At 48.0% G+C, this 24248-nt stretch carries 21 protein-coding genes; 6 read left to right on the forward strand and 15 right to left on the reverse strand.

Annotated elements, in window-relative coordinates; translation table 11 throughout:
* Positions 1–26: 26 nt before the first annotated feature.
* The 12 genes from murG to DWZ67_RS07085 form a co-directional block, all read right to left on the reverse strand.
* A complete protein-coding gene (murG, locus tag DWZ67_RS07025) occupies positions 27–1229 on the reverse strand; it encodes an undecaprenyldiphospho-muramoylpentapeptide beta-N-acetylglucosaminyltransferase (protein WP_120138548.1) in 1203 nt (400 codons plus the stop codon).
* Positions 1230–1327: 98 nt separating this feature from the next.
* Positions 1328–2644, reverse strand: coding sequence for an FtsW/RodA/SpoVE family cell cycle protein (locus DWZ67_RS07030; RefSeq protein ID WP_005830397.1), 1317 nt, complete (start codon positions 2642–2644; stop codon positions 1328–1330).
* A 91-nt stretch (positions 2645–2735) separates the two neighbouring features.
* Positions 2736–4070: a UDP-N-acetylmuramoyl-L-alanine--D-glutamate ligase gene (gene murD / locus DWZ67_RS07035; RefSeq protein WP_035457556.1), complete on the reverse strand. Its 1335-nt coding sequence runs from the start codon at positions 4068–4070 to the stop codon at positions 2736–2738.
* A 95-nt stretch (positions 4071–4165) separates the two neighbouring features.
* Positions 4166–5434, reverse strand: coding sequence for a phospho-N-acetylmuramoyl-pentapeptide-transferase (gene mraY, locus DWZ67_RS07040; protein WP_005830392.1), 1269 nt, complete (start codon positions 5432–5434; stop codon positions 4166–4168).
* A gap of 122 nt (positions 5435–5556) precedes the next feature.
* Positions 5557–7005 carry a UDP-N-acetylmuramoyl-L-alanyl-D-glutamate--2,6-diaminopimelate ligase gene (locus DWZ67_RS07045; protein ID WP_016272445.1) on the reverse strand — a complete coding sequence of 483 codons (1449 nt, stop codon included), beginning with the start codon at positions 7003–7005 and terminating at the stop codon, positions 5557–5559.
* Between the two features lie 45 nt (positions 7006–7050).
* On the reverse strand, positions 7051–9189 hold the full coding sequence (locus DWZ67_RS07050) for a penicillin-binding protein (RefSeq protein WP_120138448.1): 2139 nt from the start codon (positions 9187–9189) through the stop codon (positions 7051–7053).
* 87 nt (positions 9190–9276) lie between these two features.
* Entirely contained in the window at positions 9277–9627 is a 351-nt protein-coding gene (locus DWZ67_RS07055; RefSeq protein ID WP_005830386.1) for an FtsL-like putative cell division protein, read from the reverse strand.
* 9 nt (positions 9628–9636) lie between these two features.
* Positions 9637–10557, reverse strand: a complete 921-nt coding sequence (gene rsmH, locus DWZ67_RS07060) for a 16S rRNA (cytosine(1402)-N(4))-methyltransferase RsmH (RefSeq protein ID WP_008662693.1) — start codon at positions 10555–10557, stop codon at positions 9637–9639.
* 10 nt (positions 10558–10567) lie between these two features.
* Positions 10568–11044: a division/cell wall cluster transcriptional repressor MraZ gene (gene mraZ, locus DWZ67_RS07065; protein WP_005834563.1), complete on the reverse strand. Its 477-nt coding sequence runs from the start codon at positions 11042–11044 to the stop codon at positions 10568–10570.
* A gap of 521 nt (positions 11045–11565) precedes the next feature.
* Complete coding sequence (locus DWZ67_RS07075; RefSeq protein ID WP_085931532.1) at positions 11566–12987, reverse strand: glycoside hydrolase family 125 protein; 1422 nt, start codon at positions 12985–12987, stop codon at positions 11566–11568.
* Between the two features lie 168 nt (positions 12988–13155).
* Positions 13156–13659, reverse strand: a complete 504-nt coding sequence (locus tag DWZ67_RS07080; protein WP_005830374.1) for an RNA polymerase sigma factor — start codon at positions 13657–13659, stop codon at positions 13156–13158.
* A gap of 376 nt (positions 13660–14035) precedes the next feature.
* On the reverse strand, positions 14036–14539 hold the full coding sequence (locus tag DWZ67_RS07085) for an RNA polymerase sigma factor (RefSeq protein WP_008662699.1): 504 nt from the start codon (positions 14537–14539) through the stop codon (positions 14036–14038).
* Between the two features lie 215 nt (positions 14540–14754).
* Between DWZ67_RS07085 and DWZ67_RS07090 the strand changes: the two genes are divergently transcribed.
* Positions 14755–15573: a 1-acyl-sn-glycerol-3-phosphate acyltransferase gene (locus DWZ67_RS07090; protein ID WP_005830371.1), complete on the forward strand. Its 819-nt coding sequence runs from the start codon at positions 14755–14757 to the stop codon at positions 15571–15573.
* 43 nt (positions 15574–15616) lie between these two features.
* The gene (locus DWZ67_RS07095) at positions 15617–16594 is read left to right on the forward strand and encodes a GNAT family N-acetyltransferase (protein WP_008662703.1); all 978 of its coding nucleotides are present in this window, start codon (positions 15617–15619) and stop codon (positions 16592–16594) included.
* 28 nt (positions 16595–16622) lie between these two features.
* Here DWZ67_RS07095 and DWZ67_RS07100 read toward each other — a convergent pair whose 3' ends face one another.
* Positions 16623–17951 carry a deoxyguanosinetriphosphate triphosphohydrolase gene (locus DWZ67_RS07100; protein WP_008662705.1) on the reverse strand — a complete coding sequence of 443 codons (1329 nt, stop codon included), beginning with the start codon at positions 17949–17951 and terminating at the stop codon, positions 16623–16625.
* 212 nt (positions 17952–18163) lie between these two features.
* Here DWZ67_RS07100 and dut point away from each other — a divergent pair, with 212 nt between their 5' ends.
* Genes dut through DWZ67_RS07120 form a run of 4 tightly spaced genes read left to right on the forward strand, consistent with a single transcriptional unit; the run spans position 18164 to position 22411 of the window.
* On the forward strand, positions 18164–18598 hold the full coding sequence (gene dut, locus DWZ67_RS07105) for a dUTP diphosphatase (protein ID WP_025831605.1): 435 nt from the start codon (positions 18164–18166) through the stop codon (positions 18596–18598).
* A gap of 46 nt (positions 18599–18644) precedes the next feature.
* Positions 18645–20495 carry a tetratricopeptide repeat protein gene (locus DWZ67_RS07110; RefSeq protein WP_120138450.1) on the forward strand — a complete coding sequence of 617 codons (1851 nt, stop codon included), beginning with the start codon at positions 18645–18647 and terminating at the stop codon, positions 20493–20495.
* A complete protein-coding gene (locus tag DWZ67_RS07115) occupies positions 20473–21060 on the forward strand; it encodes a DUF4292 domain-containing protein (protein ID WP_005830366.1) in 588 nt (195 codons plus the stop codon). The genes DWZ67_RS07110 and DWZ67_RS07115 overlap by 23 nt, the downstream gene beginning before the upstream one ends.
* 49 nt (positions 21061–21109) lie before the next feature.
* Positions 21110–22411, forward strand: coding sequence for a murein hydrolase activator EnvC family protein (locus DWZ67_RS07120; protein ID WP_005830365.1), 1302 nt, complete (start codon positions 21110–21112; stop codon positions 22409–22411).
* 7 nt (positions 22412–22418) lie between these two features.
* Here DWZ67_RS07120 and DWZ67_RS07125 read toward each other — a convergent pair whose 3' ends face one another.
* On the reverse strand, positions 22419–23489 hold the full coding sequence (locus tag DWZ67_RS07125; protein ID WP_044468527.1) for a M20 family metallo-hydrolase: 1071 nt from the start codon (positions 23487–23489) through the stop codon (positions 22419–22421).
* Between the two features lie 90 nt (positions 23490–23579).
* Entirely contained in the window at positions 23580–24197 is a 618-nt protein-coding gene (locus DWZ67_RS07130; RefSeq protein WP_005834577.1) for a porin family protein, read from the reverse strand.
* Positions 24198–24248: the final 51 nt, after the last annotated feature.

The following is a 24248-nucleotide window of genomic DNA, read 5'->3' on the forward strand; positions in this document are numbered from 1 at the left end:
ATCTTTCATTAAGATACTCTCCTAATTTATTTCTTAATTAACTTCAATACCTCCTTCGCAATAATTGTCGCCGAGTCAGGCAACGCCAGCTTGGCGATATTCTTGCTTAAGTCTTGCAACTTCTCGGGGTTAGCGATTGTCTCCAACGCCACCGGCAGCAGCTTCTCTTTCGCTTCCACATCCTTCACATAGATAGCTGCACCCTTATCCACCAGCGCCAGCGCATTCTTGGTCTGGTGGTCCTCTGCCACATTGGGTGAGGGAACCAGGATGACCGGCTTGTGCAGCAGGCAGAACTCGGAGATGGAACCGGCTCCGGCACGTGAAATCACCAGATCGGCAGCGGCATAGGCGTTTGCCATATCCTTAATGAAGTCCGTCACATACAGATTCGGAATGGCACTGATATGCGGGTTACGTACGGCTTCTCCCGTAGTGGCTGTAATGGCTTCTCTGACTTGGTCAATGTATATCTTGCCAGTCTGCCAGATAAACTGTACGTCGGGGTGGGTACGAATGACATCCAGTCCGGCAGTCAATGTCTGGTTGATGGTACGCGCTCCAAGACTGCCGCCCAGAATGAGGATAGTCTTCTTTTCCGGGTTCAATCCGAAGTACTTTACGGCGTCTGCGTGCAGGATGGAATGTCCGAGCAGGTTCTGGCGCACCGGATTACCTGTCATGATTATCTTTTCTGCCGGGAAGAATTTTTCCATACCTTCGTAGGCCACGCAAATCTTGCATGCCTTCTGTGCCAGCAGCTTGTTGGTGACACCGGCGTAGGAATTCTGTTCTTGTATCAGCGTGGGAATACCCATCATGCCCGCCATTTTCAGCGTAGGACCACTGGCATAGCCACCTACACCGACGGCCACTTGTGGGCGGAACTCCTTGATGATGTTCCGTGCTTTCCACTGACTCCGTATCAGTTTCAGCAGTACGGAGAAGTTCTTCCACAGATGTTTGCGGTCGAATCCGGCAACGGGTAAGCCTATAATCCGGTAACCGGCATCGGGAACACGCTGCATTTCCATTCTTCCTTCGGCACCTACGAAGAGAATCTCTGCGTCGGGACACAACTCTTTTATGGCGTTGGCGATGGAGATGGCCGGAAAGATATGTCCTCCGGTGCCGCCGCCGCTGATGATAAGCCTCACCCCCGACCCCTCCCCCGTAGGGAGGGGGGTAGAGTTACTTTTGGTTGTATAGTTGTTCATATCTTTACTCATATTCTTGTTCTTTTTTATTTTTGTATTATTGGCATCCTTTCCATTGCTCAATCATTCTTTTCTCCCCTCCCTACGGGGGAGGGGTTGGGGAGAGGCTGTTATTCAAACTCCGCATCACTGTTCAGTACCTTTGCTGTCGGCTCAGCGGCTGTCTGTGCTTCGCTGTCGGCAGGTTGTTCCGGGTGCTCGGCATTTCCGGCATCTATCAGCATCGGCACTTGCGCATCATGCATCCGCTGTTCCTCCAGCTTGGCTGTATAGCGGCTGACACTCAGTATCATGCCGATGTAGGCACAGTTGATGAAAGTGGATGTACCACCCTTGCTGATGAGTGGAAGCGGTTGTCCCGTGACGGGTGCCAGACCTACGGCAACCATCATGTTGAACAGCGCCTGCGTGACGAGCAGCAAGGCTATTCCGGTAATGAGGAAAGCGGGGAAAGTGCGGTCGCATTTTTTGGCGATACGGCCCACTCGCACCAATAGGCAGACATAAAGGAACACAACGACTATTCCGCCTACCAGTCCCAGTTCCTCGATGATGATGGCATAGATGAAATCGGAGAATGCCTGGCTCAGAAAGTCACGCTGTACGGAGTTTCCCGGACCCTTGCCTACAACGTTGCTCGTAGCTACGGCAATACGGGCATGTGCCACTTGCCCGTCGCCGTCGATGTCGAATTTGGCGGCAGGAACTTCCTCCTTGTTGGTAAAGTCTGCAATACGGGATTTTACAGTGGTGAAGCGGTGCCCCATCGGTATATTTTCCAATGTCTTGTCTGGCGTGGCCAGCAGGAAGGCGACAAAGACTGTTACGAATGCCACAATCCCTCCTCCCAGTATCAGCAGTTTCCTGGCAGATACCCGCCCGATGAACATCATCAGGTAGACCGTTCCGAAGAGCAGCATTCCCGTCGAGTAGTTTTCCGGCAGGATAAGGCCACAGACAATGCAGGTAATAATCATGATGCGCTTAAAGGCTTTCGGACTTGCACCGTCTTCATCCTGCCCTTTCGAGAGGATAAAGGCGGTAACGATGACAACGGCCATCTTCGCTATTTCCGACGGCTGGAACTGAATGCCCATGAAGGTCATCCAGCGGGCTGCGCCGTTTACGCGGTCGCCGGTAATGAATCCCATCAGCATCACAAAAGCCAGCAGTCCGATGGATATCGGAAGCAGGAATACCGGGAACACCTGAAACCATTTATAGGGGATGTTGTGTACCAGTACTACAATGACGGCGCCTACCATCAGGAGGATGCTGTGCTGCGTAATCGGTCCCCAGTGGTCGCCACTCTTGTAGGTCAGCGTACTGGCAGCACTGAATACCTCTGTGATGGAGATGAGGCAAAGGAAAAGGAAAATAATCCAAATCACTTTATCGCCTTTGAATATGCTCTTTAATAAATCCAATGCTTCGCAAATTAAAAATTAATAATTAAAGAATTAAAAGTTGCCGTTCTTGTTACGGAATTCGTAATAGGACTGTTACGGCATCTGTATCTTATAGTGCTCTGACACATGCTTTGAACTGATCGCCGCGGTCCTCATAGCTCTTGAAGAGGTCGAAGGAGGCACAGCAAGGACTGAGCAACACGGTTTCACCTTTCTTTGCCAGCTTGAAGGCTGCTTCTACGGCATCCTGCATGCCGGTCTGCACGTCGGCTACGGGCAGTCCCAGACGGTCGAAGAAGGCGTGCAGCTTTTCGTTGTGCAATCCCAAATAGACCAGGGCAGAGCACTTTTCGCGTACGAGGTCTTCGATTTCCGTGTAATCGTTTCCTTTGTCTTTACCGCCGAGGATAAGTACGGTTTTGCCGGTCATGCTTTGTAGGGCATACCAGCAGGAATTTACGTTCGTAGCCTTGGAATCGTTGATGAAGCTCACGCCGCGTACGGTGGCTACTTTCTCCAACCGGTGTTCCACTCCCTTGAAGTCGGACAAGGCTTTGCGGATATATTCTTTCCGGATGCCGGCCAAATTGGCCGAGATGCCGGCGGCTAACGAATTGTATAGGTTGTGTGTGCCGTGCAGCGCCAGCTCCTCTTGCTCCATATTGAAGGCTATCGGTTCGTTGATTTCCACTTCACCGTCTTCCACGTATGCGATGGCCCCGTCTTCCTTCACGGCAGCGAACGGGTAGAGATGGGCGCGCAGGCCATGCTTGTCCAGCTCGCGCTTGATGATGGGGTCGTCGTTCCAGAAGATAAAAGCGTCTTCCGGTGTCTGGTTTTGGGTGATGCGGAATTTGGCGTCCACATATTTCTGCATACAGTGGTCGTAACGGTCCAAGTGGTCTGGTGTGATGTTCATCAGTACGGCAATGTTGGCACGGAAGTTATACATATTGTCCAGCTGGAAGGAACTCAGCTCAATGACGTAGTAATCATGCTGCTCCGTGGCTACCTGCAAGGCCAGGCTGTTGCCGATGTTGCCGGCGAGGCCGACGTTCAGGCCTGCACTCTTGAAGATGTGATAAATGAGCGAGGTGGTTGTAGTCTTTCCGTTCGAGCCGGTGATACAGACCATCTTTGCGTCAGTGTACCGTCCCGCAAACTCTATCTCAGAGATGATGGGCGTACCTTTTTCCTTTAATTTCATAATGAGCGGAGCGTCGTTGGGAATACCGGGGCTTTTCACTACTTCGTCAGCATTCAGAATCAGCTCTTCTGTGTGGTGTCCCTCTTCCCAGGCAATGCCGTATTTATCCAGCAGTTCCTTGTATTTGTCTTTGATGGCGGACATGTCGGAGACGAACGTGTCGAATCCTTTCACTTTGGCCAGTACGGCAGCGCCTGCGCCGCTTTCGCCAGCTCCTAATACTACAATTCTCATAATGTACTAATATGATTAATGTGCCAATGTGCTAATGAGCTGCGCTGTCGTGCCGCATGGCAATTAGCACATTGGCACATTAGCATATTGAATAATTATTATCTAATCTTTAATGTTATAATCGTTATCGCTGCCAATACAATCGTCACAATCCAGAAGCGGATGGTGATTTTGGATTCGTGGAACAGCTTGTCCGGTTTGGTGAATACTACGCTGCATCCCGGCTCTATCAGGCTCATGGAAGTGCGGAAGTGGTCGTGTATCGGTGTTCTTTTGAAGAGACGTTGTTTCACGCCTTTCCGCTTGCCTGCCTTGTAATAGAGGCGTTGCAGGATGACCGAAAGGTTCTCCACCAGGAAGATACCGCAAAGGATGGGTATCAGCAGTTCCTTGTGAATAATGATGGCGTATACTGCGATGATTCCTCCAATGGTCAGACTGCCCGTATCGCCCATGAATACTTGGGCCGGATAGGCATTGTACCACAAGAAGCCGATAAGTGCACCGATAAAGGCACAGATAAAGATTACCAGTTCTTCCGAGCCGGGAATGTACATGATATTCAGGTAGCCGGCATATTCGATGTGGCTCGATACGTAGGCGAGTATTCCCAAGGTCAGTCCGATAATGGCAGAGTTCCCTGCCGCCATTCCGTCCATTCCGTCATTCAGGTTGGCTCCGTTGCTGACGGCGGTAACTACGAAAATCGTGATAATCACAAACAGTATCCAACCTGCTGTCTGGGCATGTTCACCCATGAAGCCCACTAGGTCGGCATAGTCGAAGTTGTTGCTCTTGAAGAATGGGATGGTGGTCTGTGTTGCCTTGATTTCCTTGGCGGCATGCACCACTTCTATCTGTCCGTCCGGTTTCTCTATTTCTATGTTCTCGCGGATAACCACCTGCGGACTGAGGTAGAGAGTCAGTCCGACGATAAGTCCCAAGCCTACCTGACCGATGATTTTGAACTTACCGTGCAGGCCTTCCTTGTCCTTCTTGAATATCTTGATGTAGTCGTCGGCAAAGCCCAGCGACCCCAGCCAGATTGTGGTAATCAGCATCAATATCATATAAATATTGCTCAATTTGCCCAGTAGTAGGCAAGGAATGAGTATGGCAAAAATAATGATGACACCGCCCATGCTGGGTACTCCCACCTTGTTTACGCCGAACGGGTCGATGCTGGCATCACGTTGCGTTTCAGTAATCTGCTTGCGTTTCAGTAGATTGATGAACTTATCTCCCCAGATACTCGAAATGAGCAATGCCAGAATGATTGCCATCAACGAACGGAAGGATGTATAGCCAAACATGCCCGCACCGGGGAAGTCATATTTGTCTAACCATTGAAATAAATAGTATAACATGATGTTAATTATTTAATTGTTTAATGTGCTAATGTGCCAATATGCTAATTGATAGTCTGGTATATCTGCTGGTAAAGGAATGAATATCCTACATGCCGCATGGCAATTAGCACATTGGCATATCAGCACATTATCTCATTTAATATCTCTTTGTCGTCAAAATGGTGTTTCACGCCTTTAATCTCCTGATAATTCTCATGCCCCTTGCCTGCAACGAGAATCACGTCTCCCGGCTGTGCCAGCATGCAGGCTGTCTTGATGGCTTCGCGGCGGTCGGTGATGCTGATGGTTTTCTGCATGTCGTCTTTATCCAGTCCCGCCAGCATGTCGTTGATGATGTCCTGCGGCTCTTCAAAGCGCGGGTTATCGGAGGTGATGATGACCCGGTCGCTCAAGCGGGCGGATTCTTTGGCCATGATGGGACGCTTGCCTTTGTCGCGGTTGCCGCCGGCGCCCACAACGGTAATCACTTTCCCTTTTCCTTCCAGCACTCCGTGAATGGCGTTCAATACATTGACCAGGGCGTCTGGAGTATGCGCATAGTCCACAATGGCGGTGTAGCCTTTCGGTGAACGGATGGCATCGAAGCGGCCGGTTACCGGATGCAGCGTGCTGAGGGCAACCAGTACATCCTCTTCTTTCTTGCCAAGCAATACGGCAGTACCGAATACTGCCAGCAGGTTGTAGGCATTGAACTTTCCGATGAAACGTACTGCCAGTTCGTGATTGTTGAAGTCGAGCAACATTCCCTCGAAATGAGACTCCAAGACTTTGCCTTTGAAGTCGCTAAGACTACGCAAAGAGTAGGTGTATACCTTCGAACGGGTATTCTGCGTCATCACAAGTCCGTTCTTGTCATCCAGGTTGGTCAGGCTGAAAGCTCCTTTTGGCAGTTCGTCGAAGAACTTTTTCTTGGCTTTGAGGTAGTTCTCCACCGTTTTATGATAATCCAGATGGTCGCGGGTCAGATTAGTGAAAATACCGCCGGCAAACTTCAGACCGCTGATGCGCTTTTGGGCAATGGAATGGGAACTGACTTCCATGAAGGCATACTTGCAGCCGGAATCTGCCATTTCTCCGAGCAGGCGGTTCAGGGTTATCGGGTCCGGGGTGGTGTGTTCGGTCGGTACGGGCTGGTCGTCGATGTAATTGCATACAGTGGAAACCAGTCCGACCTTGTAGCCGAAATAGCGGAAAGTATTATATAATAAGGTGGCAACGGTTGTTTTTCCGTTGGTTCCGGTCACGCCGATGAGTTCCATCTTGGATGTAGGGTCGCCATAGAAAGTGGTAGCCACTTTCCCTACGGCATCTTCACTGTCTTTCACCTGAATGTAGGTGATGCCGGCCTTAAGCTCTTCCGGCAATTCTTCACACAATACTGCAACAGCCCCTTTATCGATGGCAGCCGGAATATAGGCATGCCCGTCGGTCTGCGTACCACGCATGGCCATGAACAGATGTCCGGTTCCTATCAGGCGGGAATCTATATTCACCCCCGTTATCTCCATGCTTGTACTTCCGGTAATCCGGACCGGCTGTATTGTTTGCAACAAATCACTTAATCTCATACCTTATTATATATAGTGTATATCCAAATCTTGTTTATTCTCATGTTAACGTAGTGTCAGGGCTATGGTTTGTCCTTTCACTATCCGGCTACCGCTTGCTATGGACTGGTTCCTCACCCGTCCTACGCCGTTTAGCCTTACTTTCAGTCCTTTACTCTCTAAAAGGTAGACAGCATCTTTCGCTCCCATACCTACCACGCTGGGCACGGTGCCCGAGGCCGGTTCCTGGTCTTGCAGGATGACTGCCGACGGAGCTGCTTGTGTATGCCCCCACTGTTCCTTTTTCTTTTGTCCGGTGAACTGTTTCTGAACGGGCACTTTCAAATCATTCAGTACAAGGAGTGCTTCGTTCATCTCTCCGGCTTTCACGGGAGGAATCACATTGGTGGTACTGTCTATGGCACTGCGTATGTCAAAACGCAGGTCTTTGGCATAAACTCTTTCTGCTATTTTCCCGAAGACACTACCTGCCATCAGACCGCCTGAAGCTGGTAACCCAGGCTTCTGGATGGAAACGATGCAACTGTATTTGGGTGCTTCCGAGGGGAAATATCCGCAGAAACTTACAAGGTAGTTCACCCGTCCCGACTTATATCCGGCGGCTCCTTGAGAAATCTGTGCCGTACCCGTCTTGCCCGATACGGAGAATTGCTTGCTGCCGGCGGGTTTTGCCAGACCTTGCGATACCACTTTCCGAAGGATTTCGCGGATCTGTGTCAGGGTATGGTCGGAACATATCTTGGGATTGATTACTTCCGTAGGATATTCTTTCACTACCTCACCGTCCTTTACCGCTGCTTTCACAAACTTGGGGCGTACCATGACCCCGTTGTTGGCTATGGCATTGTAGAAGGTCAGTATGTTCATAGGAGGTACCTGAGTCTCGTAGCCGATACTCATCCACGGCAAAGTCGTTTTGGCAAAATAACGCTCTTTGGGTCCTTTGATGTTGGGCTTCCCTTCACCGGGTATTTGCAGATGAAGCGGCTGGTCGATGCTCATGCGCTTCAAACCGTCCACGAACTTCTGCGGATTATCCTTGTAGTGCTTGTCGATGAGGTAGGAGACGCCCACATTGGAAGAAACTTCCAGAATACGTGTCACATCTATCTTTCCATAACCTCCCCGGTGCCAGTTGTGGTCTCTCATCTTGCTGCCGTACATATTCATAATACCGTTGCCCGTGTCTACCTCGGTATCCGGGGTTATCTTGCCATCTTCCAGTGCCACCATAATGGAGGCTGTCTTGAAGGTGGAGCCCGGTTCCAACATATCGCTGATGGCATTACTGTTCATTTCGTAGTAATTGCCGTCTCCGGCTTTCATCATGTTGACAATGGCCTTTACTTCTCCGGTAGCCACTTCCATCAGTACGGCTACCCCGACATTGGCATTGATTTCCTTCAACTTGTCTACCAGGGCTTTTTCGCAGATGTCCTGCATGCCTACGTCGAGGGTGGATATGATGTCACAACCGTCTACCGGGGGAAGGTCTACGATATTCAGGTATTTATTCATCACCTTCTGACGGTGGGTAATACCGTTCCGTCCTTTCAGCAGGGTGTCGAAGGCCAGTTCAATGCCGTTACGGGCTCCCATGGCTGTATCGGCATAGAGACGGCCCAGGGTTTGGGCTGCCAAAGAACCGAACGGCTTTTTACGCTGGTTGTATATCTGTTCGTGGAACCCGCCTCTGTACTTGTTCATCTTGAATACGGGTAACCGCTTGGCTTCCTTATACTGAATGTAAGAGATGCGCCGGTTGCGGTTGGGAAGAATGTTGTAGTTCCGGCTCTTCATCTCCCGCCCCTTGCGCAGATGGCTTTTGAAGGTGGCGGCACTGATGTCCGGAAAAATCTGATGAAGCCCGATACAGATGGAATCGAAATTGGCTTTCCAGATAGAATCCTTGCGCTGCTGGTCCTTTTTGCGGCGCTTCTCGTCCCTTTCGCCGGACATGAAGTCCATATATATTTTATATTCCGGCAGCGAACTTGCCATCAGTTTGCCATCCGAGGACAGGATATTTCCCCGGTTGGGCTTCACCGTTACATTCTCTTTTACGAAGCGGTCGGCTACATCGTGCCAGTACTGTCGCTCGGCAAACATAATCATGGCGCCTTTCACAACAATAGCTATCCCCACCAGCCCCATGAGTAGGACGACGAAGAAGTAACGGGTCATTATGTTTTTTTTATTTACAGCCAATGTTATTTACGATTTAACGATTTACGATGTACTATTGAAATTACTTTAATCCTCAATTCTCCATTATTTTAGTAAGTACGGTGGATTAGTGGAAGTCTGCAAATCGCTTTCTTTGGTGGCGATGTATTCCTCGATGCGTGATTGGCGGCTCCGCTCCATCAATTCCGAACTGCGTGTCAGGGCATCGTACTTGATGTCTATCAGCTCTTTTTTAAGATTGTCTATCTCTATCAGTTGCAGTTGGCATTCGTAACGGTTGTTGATGTAAATAATGATAAGCACCATGATAAGGAACAACAATCCGGCTTGGCGGCGGAAGAAGTCTGTGGCCAGAATGTCGCCTCCGATGATGTTCTTCAGTGAGGTGCGTTTTTTCACCTTTTCCGTATTCTTTTCTTCTTGCTTCTTTTCCATTGCTAGTCACTAATCATTCATTACTCTTTCTGCAATTCTCAGCTTGGCGCTGCGCGAACGCGGATTGCGCTCTATCTCTTCCTCGTCCGGTACAATCACTTTGTTGTTGACTAGCCGGAACGGGGTCAATACGTTCCCGAAAAAATCTTTTTCGGCCTTGCCTTCCACGTTGCCGGTTTTCATGATATTCTTCACCATACGGTCTTCCAGGGAGTGATAGGTTATCACCACCAGGCGGCCTCCCGGCTTTAGCGCTTCTGTTGCCGCATACAGCATTTCTTTCAGTGCTTCCATTTCCTGGTTTACCTCAATGCGCAATGCTTGGAATACTTTTGCCAGTTCTTTCTTCTCGCGTTCGCGGCCGAAGAGTGGCTTGACGATTTCCAGAAATTCGCCGATGGTGGCAATTCTCTGCGTAGCCCGTGCCTTAACGATGACAGATGCCAGTTTCCGGCTGTTCTTCAGCTCGCCGTACAGATAAAAAATATCGGCCAGCTTTTCTTCTTCGTAGGTATTCACGATGTCGGCAGCGGTCAGGCCGGCACGCTTGTTCATACGCATATCCAGTGCCCCGTCGAAGCGGAAGGAGAATCCCCGTTCGCTGTCATCAAAGTGATGGGAAGATACGCCGAGGTCGGCAAGTATGGCATCCACTTTTTCGATGCCGTGATAGCGTAGGAAGTTGTGCAGGTAGCGGAAGTTGCTGCGTACGAATGTAAAATGCGGGTTGTTCACAATGTTACGTTCCGCATCCTCGTCCTGGTCGAAGCTCAGCAGCCGGCCGCCGTCTTCCAGGCGGGACAGTATCTCGCGCGAATGTCCTCCTCCACCAAACGTTACGTCTACATACGTGCCGTCCGGACGGATGTTCATTGCATCTACGCTCGGCATCAGCAATACGGGGATGTGATATGTTGTTTCTTCTTTCATCATCTGTTGTTTATAGCTTATTTTCGTCACAACAAATATTTTCGTCTCCCAGCAGTTCTTCAAGAGCCTCGCTGAACTCGTCGGGGTTCATGAATGGTTGGTCGGCACGTTCCTTAGCCCAGATTTCTATTGTGTTGTCCACACCAATGAAGCGGACATCACTTTGTATACCCGCCATTTGCAGGTAACGTTTTGGGAGCAGGATGCGTCCGTTCCCGTCAGGGGTCATGACTTCCGCGTCACTTACGAACTGGCGGAAAATCATTTGTTGTTTGGCGTTCCATTTATTCAGCCGGCAGCGAAGTTGGTTTTGAGTGGCAAACCATACACTTTCCGGGTAGAGCACCAGGCAATCCTGATACACGTCCTTACGCAACACGAGTCTTTCTTCAGAAGCGGCTTGCAGCTGTTTCCGGAAGGTGGCCGGGATGAAAACTCTTCCTTTTGCATCCGCCTTAGCCTCGATATTACCTAAAAATTGTATCATTTCTCACCTTATTATAATAAGCGACGGTAAAAATACACATTTCCCCACAATTCCCCACAATCTTTTAACTAAAATCTTAGGAAGAAGTTTTCAACACCTTGTTGATAGCTTATTCATTTGATAATGAAGCTGCTTTTGAAACGCTTTGCTGGTGGGGGATTCGTGTAGTCTCTTTTGAAAAGATTCGGTTGAGGATGACGGTCTTTGGTTTGAAAGTCGCTTGTTGGTGGAATGGTGTCTTGGGTGGGAAACTTCTTTCCCAGCTTTGCGGATATCTAAACCAAGACTTGGTTTCTCTATCCCCAGGCTTGGTTTGGAAAAACCAAAGTTTGGGATAAAGCTCTTTCTTAACTCTTTCTTGTTTTAGTATTAACTTCTGAAATTTTTTTTGTTAACTTCCCGTCTATTTTGTGAACGTTACTACTTACCGGAAGATGATGGGAGGGAGGAGTGATAATATTCCCCCTGGAGTGGTTGATTATTACATTCATCCACAGAATCCAGGGGGGATAAATGTTTTTTTACTGTATGCTGTTCAGCAAGTCTAGCTTGCCCTCGTTCACCAGTTTTAGAATGAGTTCGCCAAACAATGTGTTTTGCCATGCAAACCAGGCGCGGGTGAACTTGGCGGGATTGTCTTTGTGGAAAGACTCGTGCATAAAGCCGGTTCCGGCTTCTGTATCCATCAACATCTTCACGCAAGTTTTAATCTCTTCATCGTTCTGGCTTGTGAAGGCTTTCATCATGATGCTCATCGGCCAAATCATGTCGTAGCCGATGTGCGGACCTCCAATGCCTTCGCCTGCCGTACCTTTGAAGAAGTATGGGTTATCCTCGCTCCATACGAAACGACGGGTGTTCTGGTAAATAGGATCGTTGATGTCCACATCGCCCAGATAGGGCAGTGCGATAAGGCTCGGTACATTGGCGTCGTCCATCAGAAGGTGGTTGCCGAAACCGTCTACCTCGAAGGCATAGATGGTGCCGTATTTGGGATGGTTGTAGGTAGCGTATTTTCGTAGGGCGGTTTCTACTTCTCCGGCCAGGTCGGTACATTCTTTTGCAAGCTCCGGGCGGTTATTGACTTCAGTCAGAATCTCGGCTGCCTTACGCAGCGAAGATACGGCGAAGAAGTTGGAGGGTATCAGGAATTGGAAGGTGGTGGCGTCATCGGAAGGGCGGAAAGAAGATGCAATCAGTCCGACCGGTTTCACCGGATTGCCCCAGCCGTCGTTGGTCATCGTGTCCAGTGCGCGTTCAGTTACCCGCTGGAAATGGTAGGAACCGCGTCCGTCACGGCGCTGTTGGTCGCGGAAGGTGGTCAGGATGTTTTGGATTGCTTTTATCCACTCGGCATCGAAGATGCTTGTATCACCGGTCGTTTTCCAGTAATGGTAGGCAAGGCGTAGCGGATAACACAGTGAATCGATTTCCCATTTACGCTCGTGCACCTCGTCGTTCATGTCGGTAAGGTCGGTTTTCCAGTGTCCGTCGGGGATGGGGCCGTCGTTGAAGGCGTTGGCAAACGGGTCTACATTAATCAGCTTGAATTGGCGGTTGATGACTCCTGCAAGCATCGTCTTCAGTTCCTTGTCTTCATTGGCCAGCTGTACGTAGGGCCACACCTGCGCACCTGAGTCGCGGAGCCACATGGCATGGATATCTCCGGTGTAGACAAATGTGTCGGGCTTCCCGTCTTTCTTGTCCTTGCGGAAATGGACGGTGGTGTCCAGCGTGTTGGGAAAGCAGTTAGTGAACATCCATGACAGCTTCTGATTTTTCAGCAGCTGCTGTATCCGTTGAATTTGTTCTTCTACGGCTTTGGAACGGAACAGTCGTTTTGATTCTACCGGTCGGTTGTCTTTCTTGATAGCGTCGGAGGCGCATACGTGGTTACTCATGGCCGGCTGTACGGCAAAAACGGCAGGAGTAGCCATTGTCATTGCTGCAAATGTGCAGGCTGTAATGATTGTCTGTTTCTTCATGTTGTTTATTAATTACTCGGTTTTTCTTTAGGTATCTTGGTTTGTGTCCCATGATTGCCCAAAGATAAGCATATTTACTTTTTTATCCGGCCAATTAATAAACAATTCTTAGGTTGCCGTATTCTCTTATCTGAAATCTTTCAGTTCCTGTTGCAGTTTCTGGCGGGTAAAGAAGATGCGGCTCTTTACTGTTCCAAGTGGGAGGTTCAGCTTTTCTGCGATTTCACGGTACTTGAAACCGGAGACATGCATGGAGAAAGGTATCTTGTACTCACGTGGCAAGGCATTGACAATGCGGTGCATTTCCTTCAGGTCGTAGGCGCCTTCTGTGCTGTCGAGTGTGAGGTCGTGCGGCGTGTTCAGATGATAGAGATTGTCTGTGGTATCTACAAATGTCTGGTCACGTACCACTTTACGGTAATTGTTGATGAAAATATTACGCATGATGGTATATATCCATCCTTTAAAGTTGGTATCAGGTGTGTACTTCTCTTCATTGTCCAGAGCTTTCAGGGATGTCTCTTGAAGCAGGTCGTTGGCCTCTTCGCGGTCGGAGGTTAATTTATATGCAAAGCGTAATAAGTCGTTTTGAACTCCGAGTAGGTCTTGGGTAAATGTTCTATTATTCATAATGGATGTTTTTTAAATTATTGTTCGTTTTATTGATGATGCAAAGCTACGGATGATTTCTCTTTTTGATAGACGGAAATCAAACTCTCTTTGGGGTAAAATCTAACAATTGGCAGTTTTCGGGTGGCTTTGGTTAGCTTTCAGTGCCTCGGATAGGTGGAAAAGTGGGATGTAGCCAGAGATTGCTATCCTGATTTTTGTAAATAATATTGTCGCAAAGCGTAACGGCTTGAATGAGTTTGTGTACGAAATACAAGGGGCGAGACCATGAAAGGCAGACGCGGGATTGTCCCGGCCTGCCTTTCTCTCTTTTGATACAACTAAAATCTGTACTCTTCTTAATTTATGGAAATCACTGGTTTTATATGCTGAGTGCTTAAACAAAATCCTTCAAGTCTTGTTGTAGTTTTTGGCGGGTGAAGTAAATGCGGCTCTTTACCGTGCCTAAGGGCAACCCTAGCTTCTCTGCAATTTCGCGGTATTTGAAGCCGGAGACATGCATGGAGAAGGGAATCTTGTACTCCCGTGGAAGGGCGTTGACAATGCGGTGCATCTCTTTCAGGTCATATGCGCTTTCTGTGCTTTCAAAAGCGGCGTCGCGCGGCAGATTCAGGTGATAGAGATTGTCCGTGGTATCCACGAAAGTCTGGTCACGCACCACTTTGCGGTAATTGTTGATGAAGATATTGCGCATGATGGTGTATATCCATCCTTTGAAATTAGTATCGGGCGTATACTTCTCTTCGTTATCCAGAGCTTTCAGGGATGTTTCCTGCAAGAGGTCGTTGGCTTCTTCACGGTCGGAAGTAAGTTTGTATGCAAAACGCAATAAATCGTCTTGAACTCCGAGCAGGTCTTTTTTAAATGTTATATTGTTCATATGTGCTATGTTTTTTTTCGTTAATCTTGATATTGCAAGTTTACGGAAGTTTTCTCTTTCAGGCAGACGGATTTCAAACACACTTTAGGGGAAAAACTATCAATTGACAGTTTTTAGGTGCTATTTGATAGATTTCGGGTGCAGTTTTCTGTCATTTTTTTGCGATTAATTAAAAAGATGAGTTAATTTTGCGCATTCATTTCATCAAAAGAAGAATGGCTGACGACTCTTTATTTTTGATTGACATAGACAAGATACTTCGGGAAAAGGCTCCGAAGCAGTCTAAGTATATCCCCAAGTTCGTGGTTTCTTATTTGAAGCATATCGTTCATCAAGAGGAATTGAATGTCTTTTTGCGGGAGTCGAAAGATAAAGTCGGTGTAGATTTCCTGAAAGCTTGTCTGGAGTTCCTTGATGCCAATATTGTGGTAAAGGGGGAGGAAAATCTGCCTAAAGAAGGGCTTTATACTTTTGTGTCCAACCATCCCCTGGGTGGGCAGGATGGAGTGGCGTTGGGTTATGTCCTGGGCTCCTTTTATGGTGGCAAGGTGAAATATATGGTCAACGACCTGCTGATGAACCTGCACGGACTGGCGCCGCTTTGCATCCCCATCAACAAGACGGGAAAGCAGGCCAAAGACTTCCCGAGAATGGTGGAGGCGGGATTTGCTTCGGACAATCAGCTCATCATGTTTCCCGCAGGGCTTTGTTCGCGTAGGCAGAATGGGGTCATCCGTGACTTGGATTGGAAAAAGACCTTTATCGTGAAGAGTGTCGAAGCCCACCGTGATGTAGTTCCCATCCACTTCGAGGGGCGGAACTCCAACTTCTTTTATAATCTTGCCAATTTTTGTAAGATGTTGGGCATCAAGTTCAATATCGCCATGCTTTACCTGGCAGATGAAATGCTGAAGAATCGCCATAAAACATTTACCATCACCATAGGGAAGCCTATCCCCTGGCAAACTTTCGACAAATCGAAAAGCCCGGCCGGATGGGCGCAATATGTGAAGGATATTGTATATAAATTGTAGAGAGACCGTATTTATATAAAAGAAGAACTACTAACAGAGAAATATGGAAGATGTAATTGCACCGATAAGCAAGGAGCTGTTGAAAGCGGAGTTGACTGAGGAAAAGCGTCTGCGCATGACCAATAGAAGTCATAATCAGATATATATCATTACTGCCCAAGACTCTCCGAATACAATGAAGGAGATCGGCCGTTTGCGCGAGATTGCATTCCGTGCTGCGGGAGGAGGAACGGGCAAGTCTATGGATATTGATGAATATGACATCATGGACAACCCGTACAAGCAGTTGATTGTCTGGAATCCGGAAGCAGAAGAAATTTTGGGTGGATACCGTTATATCTTAGGTACGGATGTGCGTTTTGATGAACATGGCGCCCCTATTCTGGCAACTGCCCACATGTTCAACTTTTCGGATAAGTTTCTGAAGGACTATCTTCCTACGACCATCGAATTGGGACGTTCGTTCGTTACGTTGGAGTATCAGTCTACGCGTGCTGACAGCAAGGGGCTGTTCGCGTTGGATAATCTGTGGGATGGTTTGGGCGCACTGACCGTAGTCATGCCCAATGTGAAGTATTTCTTCGGAAAGGTGACTATGTATCCCAGCTATCATCGTCAGAGCCGTGATAAGATTCTTTATTTCCTTCGGAAACATTTTGCGGATAAGGACAACCTGATTACTCCGATGAAACCGTTGCTTCTGGAGTCGGACGAGAATGAATTGGATGCTCTATTCTGTAAAGACTCTTTTAAGGAAGACTATAAGATTTTGAATTGTGAAATCCGTAAGGCGGGGTACAATATTCCCCCGTTGGTGAATGCCTATATGAGTCTTAGCCCTACCATGCGTATGTTCGGTACAGCCATCAATTACGGTTTCGGAGATGTGGAGGAAACGGGTATCCTGATTGCCGTGGACGAGATTCTGGCAGAAAAGCGCATCCGCCACATCGAGTCGTTCATAGCGAGCGAACCGGAGTCGTGCAAGCTTACGTCGGGAGCAAATAAGGTTGTGTCATAGGACTATCCGGAAGAATGCTTGTCGTCTGTTATACCGCTGGCAAGCTATTCCCGTTTATTTTCCTGTATAAATCAAGTGCAAATACATCCGTCATTCCGGAGATGTAATCCAATACCGCCTGTATTCTTTCATAGAGTGCAGGCGCTTTTATGTTGTACTGGCCCGATACGCGATTGATGAGCAGTTGCGAATATGCCTTTTCCGGAGAACATACGGCGTCAATCATCAGTTCGAGCAGGGTACTGATGATACGGAAACCGGCAAGTTCAATGTCCAGCACGTCGCGTGAGCGGTAAATCTTCTTCAGGGAGATGTCTGCACAGTGCTTGTAGGCATTGGCTGGTACTTCGGATATATGGTTGATGAGGCTTCCTTCAAATTCTCCTTTCAGAATCTTTTCTTCATTGTCTACAAAGGCTTGCACGCACTCGCCGATAAGCAGTCCGATAACGCTGGAACGCAGATAGGCTATTTGCTCGTTGGTGTCGCTTACTATCTCCATGGTTTTGAGCCGGTGTGCTCGGCGCTCTTTCGAGAAATAAGAGAGAAGTAGCTCTTTGGTTTCTTGTGTAGTCAGAATTTTCAGTTTATGGGCATCCTCGATATCCATCATCTGGTAGCAGATGTCATCGGCGGCTTCCACCAGGTAGACCAGCGGGTGGCGGGCATATTTCAACGGGGCATTGTTCTGCTTCTCCATACCCAGTTCTTCTGCTATGCGGCGAAAACTTTCTTCCTCTGTAATGAAGAAACCAAATTTTGACTTCTTGCCTGCGAGACTCGATGAAAAGGGATATTTCACGATGCTTGCCAGGGTGGAGTAGGTGAGTACAAATCCTCCCTGCCGCCTTCCCTCAAACTGGTGGGTAAGCAGACGGAACGCATTTGCATTCCCTTCAAAGTGAGTAAGGTCCTCCCATTGGGCAGGTGTCAGTTGGCCCTTCAGGGACATTCCTTTTCCCTCGGAAAAAAAGGTGGAAATAGCTCGTTCTCCCGAATGTCCGAAAGGAGGATTTCCCAAGTCGTGTGCCAGGCAGGCGGCCGAAACTATGGAGCCTATTTCGGTGAGGTAGCTGCCTTGCAGTTCCGGGTGGCGGGCAATGAGAACTTTCGATACATCGTTGCCTAATGAGCGGCCTACGCATGATACTTCCAAGCTGTGTGTCAATCGGTTGTGGACGAATACACTACCGGGAAGAGGGAATACCTGGGTTTTGTTCTGCAGACGGCGGAAGGGGGCAGAGAAGACAAGGCGGTCATAGTCACGTTGGAATTCCGAGCGGTTTTCATGGCGTTCCTGGTGAAACTCTTCCAGTCCGAAACGTTTGGCAGATATGAGCGTATTCCAATTCATCATGATGTTATTTGCGATTTGACGATTTACTATTTACGATTGAAGTTACTATTATTTAACTGCAAATGTATCACTATTTTGTATAAAAAGCCGTATTTTCGCCCAAGTTTATAGTAAAACGAAGATGAATTGCGAAACTTGAATTACTCGAATTGTAAGAATAGAAGTAGCCCCAATCGTAAATAGTAAATCGTCAAATCGTAAATAACATCATGTTGAACGTACAAATCATCAATAAATCAAAGCATCCGCTTCCGGCTTATGCCACTGAGCTGTCTGCAGGAATGGATATCCGTGCAAACCTTAATGAACCTATTTCGCTGGCTCCGATGCAGCGGTGTTTGGTACCTACGGGCCTTTATATCGCTCTTCCGGAAGGATTTGAGGCGCAAGTGCGTCCGCGTAGCGGATTGGCCATTAAGAAGGGGATTACCGTGCTGAACTCCCCTGGAACGATTGATGCCGATTACCGTGGTGAAGTTTGTATCATTCTCGTCAACCTTTCTGCAGAAACCTTCGTCATCGAAGATGGGGAGAGGATTGCACAAATGGTGATAGCGCGTCACGAACAAGCTCTTTGGCAGGAAGTGGAAGTGCTGGATGAGACGGAGCGCGGTGCCGGTGGCTTCGGGCATACGGGTAAAAAATGAATGGATATTGTTCCGTTTTACGGGTTAAGAATTTATAATTAAATAGATGAGAATCAGAGTAAAAATAATACTTGCGTTGTTGATAGGTACCTTCTGCTTTACTACGTACGGAGTGCAGGCTGCCAATGTTCAAGCTTCTAAGGAGAAAATGAGCGGGTACGGTCGGTCTGAAAAGGCACGGAAGGAATTGAAGAAACGGAAGAAGTCGAAGAAAGCCGACGTTTCGCCCGTAAAGGAGCTTACCCCCGAACAGCAGCGCCGTTACGACTACTTCTTTCTTGAAGCCGCCCGTCTGAAAGTCCAGAAAGACTATGATGCGGCTTTCGATGTCCTGCAACATTGCCTGACGATAAACCCGAACGCATCATCGGCTTTGTATGAGATGGCCCAGTATTATATGTACCTCAAGCAGGTGCAGTTGGGACAAGCCGCCTTGGAAAAGGCGGTGGAGAATGCTCCCCATAATTACTGGTATGCCCAGGGACTTGCCAATCTGTATATGCAGCAAAACGAAACGGAGAAAGCCGCTGCCTTGTTGGAAAATATGGCGGTACGTTTCTCGGATAAGCTGGACCCGCTATACAACTTGCTGGAGATTTACAACCGCCAGGAAGAGTATGACAAAGTTATCGGTATACTGAACAAGCTCGAGGAACGGATGGGCAAGAATGAACAGCTCAGTATGGAGAAGTTCCGCATCTATCTGCAAAAGAAGGACGACAAGAGCGCCTTTCATGAAATAGAAAGTCTGGTAGAAGAGTATCCCAACGATATGCGCTATCAGGTTGTGCTGGGGGATGTCTATATGCAGAACGGGAAAAAGCAGGAAGCTTATGAGATTTACAAGAAGGTGCTGGCCGAAGAGCCGGACAATGCAATGGCCATGTACTCATTGGCTTCTTACTACGAAGAGACCGGACAGAAGGAGCTGTATGAACAGCAATTGGACACGCTGTTGCTGAACAAGAAAGTGGCTTCGGACACCAAACTGAATGTGATGCGGCAGTTCATCGTGCAGAATGAGCAGGCAGGCAAGGACAGTACACGTGTCATTACGCTCTTCAACCGTATCATGGAGCAGGAGCCCGATGAGGCGCAATTACCTTTGCTGTATGCCCAATATCTTCTTTCCAAAGGAATGAACAAGGAGGCAGGACCGGTTCTGCGCCAGGTTCTGGCGATAGACCCTACCAACACAGCGGCTCGTATGACATTGCTGGGGGAAGCTGTGCGCCAGGAGGATTACAAGGAAATAATGAATTTGTGCGAAGCCGGTGTGGAGTCCAATCCCGATATGTTGGAGTTCTATTTCTATCTGGCCATTGCCTACAACCAGGCGGAACGGACGGATGATGCCCTTGCCATCTGTCAAAAGGCTTTGTCGCACGTCAAGGACGACAGCAAGAAGGAGGTCGTATCAGATTTTTATGCCATTATCGGTGATGCTTATCACACCAAGAATCTGCATGCGGAAGCTTATGCGGCTTATGATTCCGCTTTGGTGTACAATCCTTCAAACATCGGTGCCTTGAATAACTACGCATATTATCTTTCCGTGGAGCGCCGCGACTTGGACAAGGCGGAAGAGATGAGCTACAAGACAGTGAAAGCCGAGCCGAACAATTCCACCTATCTCGATACATATGCATGGATATTGTTTGTTAAAGGTAATTATGCCGAGGCGCGTCTCTACATAGATGAGGCGATAAAGAATGATAAAGATAGCAGTGACGTGGTCTTGGAACATTGCGGAGATATCTATTACATGACTGGCGATGCGGAAGGTGCCTTGAAATACTGGAAACAAGCCTGGGATAAGGGCAATCGCTCTGATACGTTGAAACAGAAAATACAAAAAAAGAAATATATATCAGATGAAACTAAACCTGCTGAATGATATGGCAAGGACGTGCCGCCTATTGTCCTTGCTGTTGTTGCTGGCTGTGGGGCTTGCCGGTTGCAAGACTTCGCGTCACTCAAGTTCTCTGTCCGGAGAATCTGCCTGCCTTTCCTCCAAAGTGCAGCTGACGGTACCCCATAAAGATGCCACCCTTACTGTGAACGGTACGATGAAGTTGAAGAAGGAAGAATGCATGCAGATTTCCTTTCTGATGCCGATACTTCGTACGGAGGTGGCACGTATGGAAGTCACCCCGGATGAGATTCTGTTGGTAGACCGTATGGGAAAACGTTATGTCCGTGCAACACGTAAGGAACTGAAGGATGTGCTGCCCAAGAAGGCGGATTTTGCCCATTTGGAGAAACTGCTTTATGCTGCTTCCAAACCCAATGGCAAGAAGGTGCTTACCGGCAAGGAACTCGGGATACCCTCTCTGGAAAAGGGAAAGATTGAACTTTCCAACTTCTCGGATAAGCCTTTTGCACTGACTCCTACCCAGCTCTCACAGAAATATAAAGAGGTGGAGCTGGAAGAACTGCTGGAAATGCTGATGGACCTTTGATTAGTTGATAATTGTCAGATAATCCCTCATAACTTATAACTCATAACTTATGAAGCTTCTCCTTCTCTTCTTTCTCCTCCTTTTGCCGGTTTCTCCGCTCCTTGCCCAGTCCAACAAGCTGATTAAGGAACTGGAAAGCAAGCGTGGTGCCTTGCAGAAACAGATAGCAGAGTCGGAAACGCTGTTGATAACCACCAAGAAGGATGTGGGAAGCCAGTTGAACGGTCTTGCTGCACTGACCGGACAGATAGAAGAGCGCAAACGCTATATTCTGACTATCAATAATGATGTGGAATCCATAGAGCGCGAGTTGTCTTCATTAGAACGTCAGTTGACCCGCCTGCAACGTGACCTAAGGGACAAGAAGAAGAAATACGAATCGTCCGTTCAATATTTGTATAAGAACCGCTCCATTGAAGAGAAGCTGATGTTCATTTTCTCTGCCAAGAGCCTGGCACAGACCTATCGACGCATGCGCTATGTACGTGAATATGCTACTTATCAGCGCCTGCAAGGCGAGGAAGTGTTGAAAAAGCAGGAGCAGGTGAACCGTAAGAAGACTGAGCTTCAGCAAGTGAAGGTTGCCAAGGAAGGATTGTTGAAAGAACGTGAAGAGGAGAAAGTCAAGCTGGAAGCGCAGGAGAAGGAACAAAAGTTGTTGGTAGCCAATCTGAAAAAGAAACAGCGGGGATTGCAGAACGAACTGAATAAGAAACGCCGTGAAGCCAATCAGCTCAATGCACGCATTGACCGTCTGATAGCGGAAGAAATAGAGAAAGCGCGTAAGCGTGCGGCAGAAGAAGCGCGCCGTGAGGCAGCCGCACGTAAAAAGGCTGGTGAGAAAACCGAAAAAACGGCAACTGCCTCTACGCCCGCAAAGCCGAAGGCACAGCCTTTGGAAACTTACTCCATGAGTAAGGCAGACCGTGAATTATCAGGGAACTTTGCTAATAATCGCGGTAAGTTGCCGATGCCCATCACCGGAGCGTATATCATTACCAGCCATTACGGCCAGTATTCTGTGGAAGGTTTGCGCAATGTCAAGCTGGACAATAAGGGCATTGATATACAAGGGAAACCGGGTGCCCAAGCCCGTGCCATCTTCAATGGTAAAGTGGCGGCTGTCTTTAAACTGAACGGACTGTTCAATATCCTTGTCCGTCACGGGAATTATATATCAGTCTATTGCAACTTGTCATCGGCCTCGGTGAAGCAGGGCGATGATGTTGCCACCAAACAGACTCTCGGACAAATCTTCTCGGATGGGGCCGACAATGGTCGTACGGTGCTACACTTCCAATTGAGGAAAGAGAAGGAAAAACTGAATCCGGAGCCGTGGCTGAACAGATAATGATAATTTAAATTTTTACTCCTTCCAGCAGCTCCAGATACATCCCTATCGCCTCCTCTATCTCCTTGACAAAGATAAATTCATCGGCAGTGTGTGAACGGGCACTTTTCCCCGGTCCCATCTTCAGAGAAGGGAATGGCATCAGTGCCTGGTCGGACAAGGTCGGTGAGCCGAAAGGAGTACGTTTCATGGCAATAGCCTTTTGCACTACCGGATGCTCCGGAGCTACGTGTGAAGAGCTTAGCCGGAAGGAGCGGGCTTTGGCTTCACACGTGATGTGTTTCTGTATTTCATCGAATAGCTCCTGATTGCTATAACACTCGTTGCTGCGAATGTCTACGACAAAAGTACAACGGTCGGGAATGACGTTATGCTGTGTACCGGCGTTTACCATGGTTACGCTCATCTTCACGGGACCCAGCAGGGAAGATTCTTTTGGAAAACGGTAATCACGAAACCAGGCAATATCATCCAATACCTTATATATAGCATTATCTCCCTCGCTTCGGGCAGCATGTCCCGATTTTCCGGTAGCAGTTACGTCCAGCACCATCAATCCTTTTTCTGCAATGGCAGGTTGCATCTCTGTCGGCTCGCCTACAATGGCAAACTGTATGGGAGGGAGTTCCGGCAATACGCATTCTATTCCCCCTTTGCCTGATACTTCCTCCTCACACGAGGCAAGATATATCAGATTGTAGGCCTGAGTGGTGCGGCACAATGTCAGGAATACTTGCAGCAGGCTGACTACACTGGCTCCGGCATCGTTGCTGCCCAGCCCGTAGAGCTTTCCATTACTTTCCAGCGTTGGTTTGAAAGGATCTTTCCGCCACCCGTTGACGGGTTTTACGGTGTCGATATGGGAATTCAGCAGCAAGGTCGGTTTCTTTAAGTCGAACATCGGGCTGAGGCACCATACATTGTTGCCTTTACGTCCTGTTGCCATGCCTTGCATTTCGATATAGTTCTGCAGATAATCTGCCGCCTTCTCCTCGTCGCGGCTCAAGGAAGGAATGGCTATCAGTGATTTGAGCAATCCGATTGCTTCGGAAGTTAAAGTCGGTATATCGTAAATCATATTCGGTAAATAAATAATCCTGCTGCAAACTTACGGATAAAAAATGAAAAGGACGCCAAACCGACGTCCTTTCTGTTTTTTCAATATTGTTTAGAAGAAGCAACTGAGTGATATCATCAAGTTGCGGTTTTTGTTGCCTGAATCTTTAATGTTCTCTACCAGTCCCCAGTCATAACCGATGGAAATCTGATATTTCTGACTGAATTCGACTCCGGCTTTTAATCCGAGACCGAAATCAAAACGCTTCATGGCATCATCCCCGAATACATTGGTGGAGTTATCATCAAACTCATATTCGTCAAGAATATCTCCTTCTGCCTTGGCTTTGCCAAAAAGACCGATGGCTAAATAAGGACCGGCATTGCCGAATATGGCAAAGTTCTCATTCACTGCATATTTATAGCCAATGTGTACAGGAATTTCCAGGTAGTAGGGATTGAACTTGATAGAAGCAGCAGAGCCTCCGTCTATTTTGGCTCCTTTCAGCGTAAGTAATGCACCCATATCGAGGTAGACTCCTTCTGAAATTTGAGGCAATCCTACTTCAGCCTTTACCCCAGCATGAAAGCCTATTTTACTGTCGAAACCGGTAATGGAGAAGTTACTGGAGTTCATGCCGACTGTTGCTCCCCATCTGAGGTTGTCTTGAGCATTGATGCTTGCTAAACCTATGGTCAGCATAGCCATTAAAAGCAATACTTTTTTCATGTTCATTGAATTTGATTTAGTTTGTATATCACCACAAATATATATATATTT

Source organism: Bacteroides sp. AF34-31BH (assembly GCF_003602795.1).
GTDB classification, from domain to species: Bacteria; Bacteroidota; Bacteroidia; order Bacteroidales; family Bacteroidaceae; genus Bacteroides; species Bacteroides uniformis.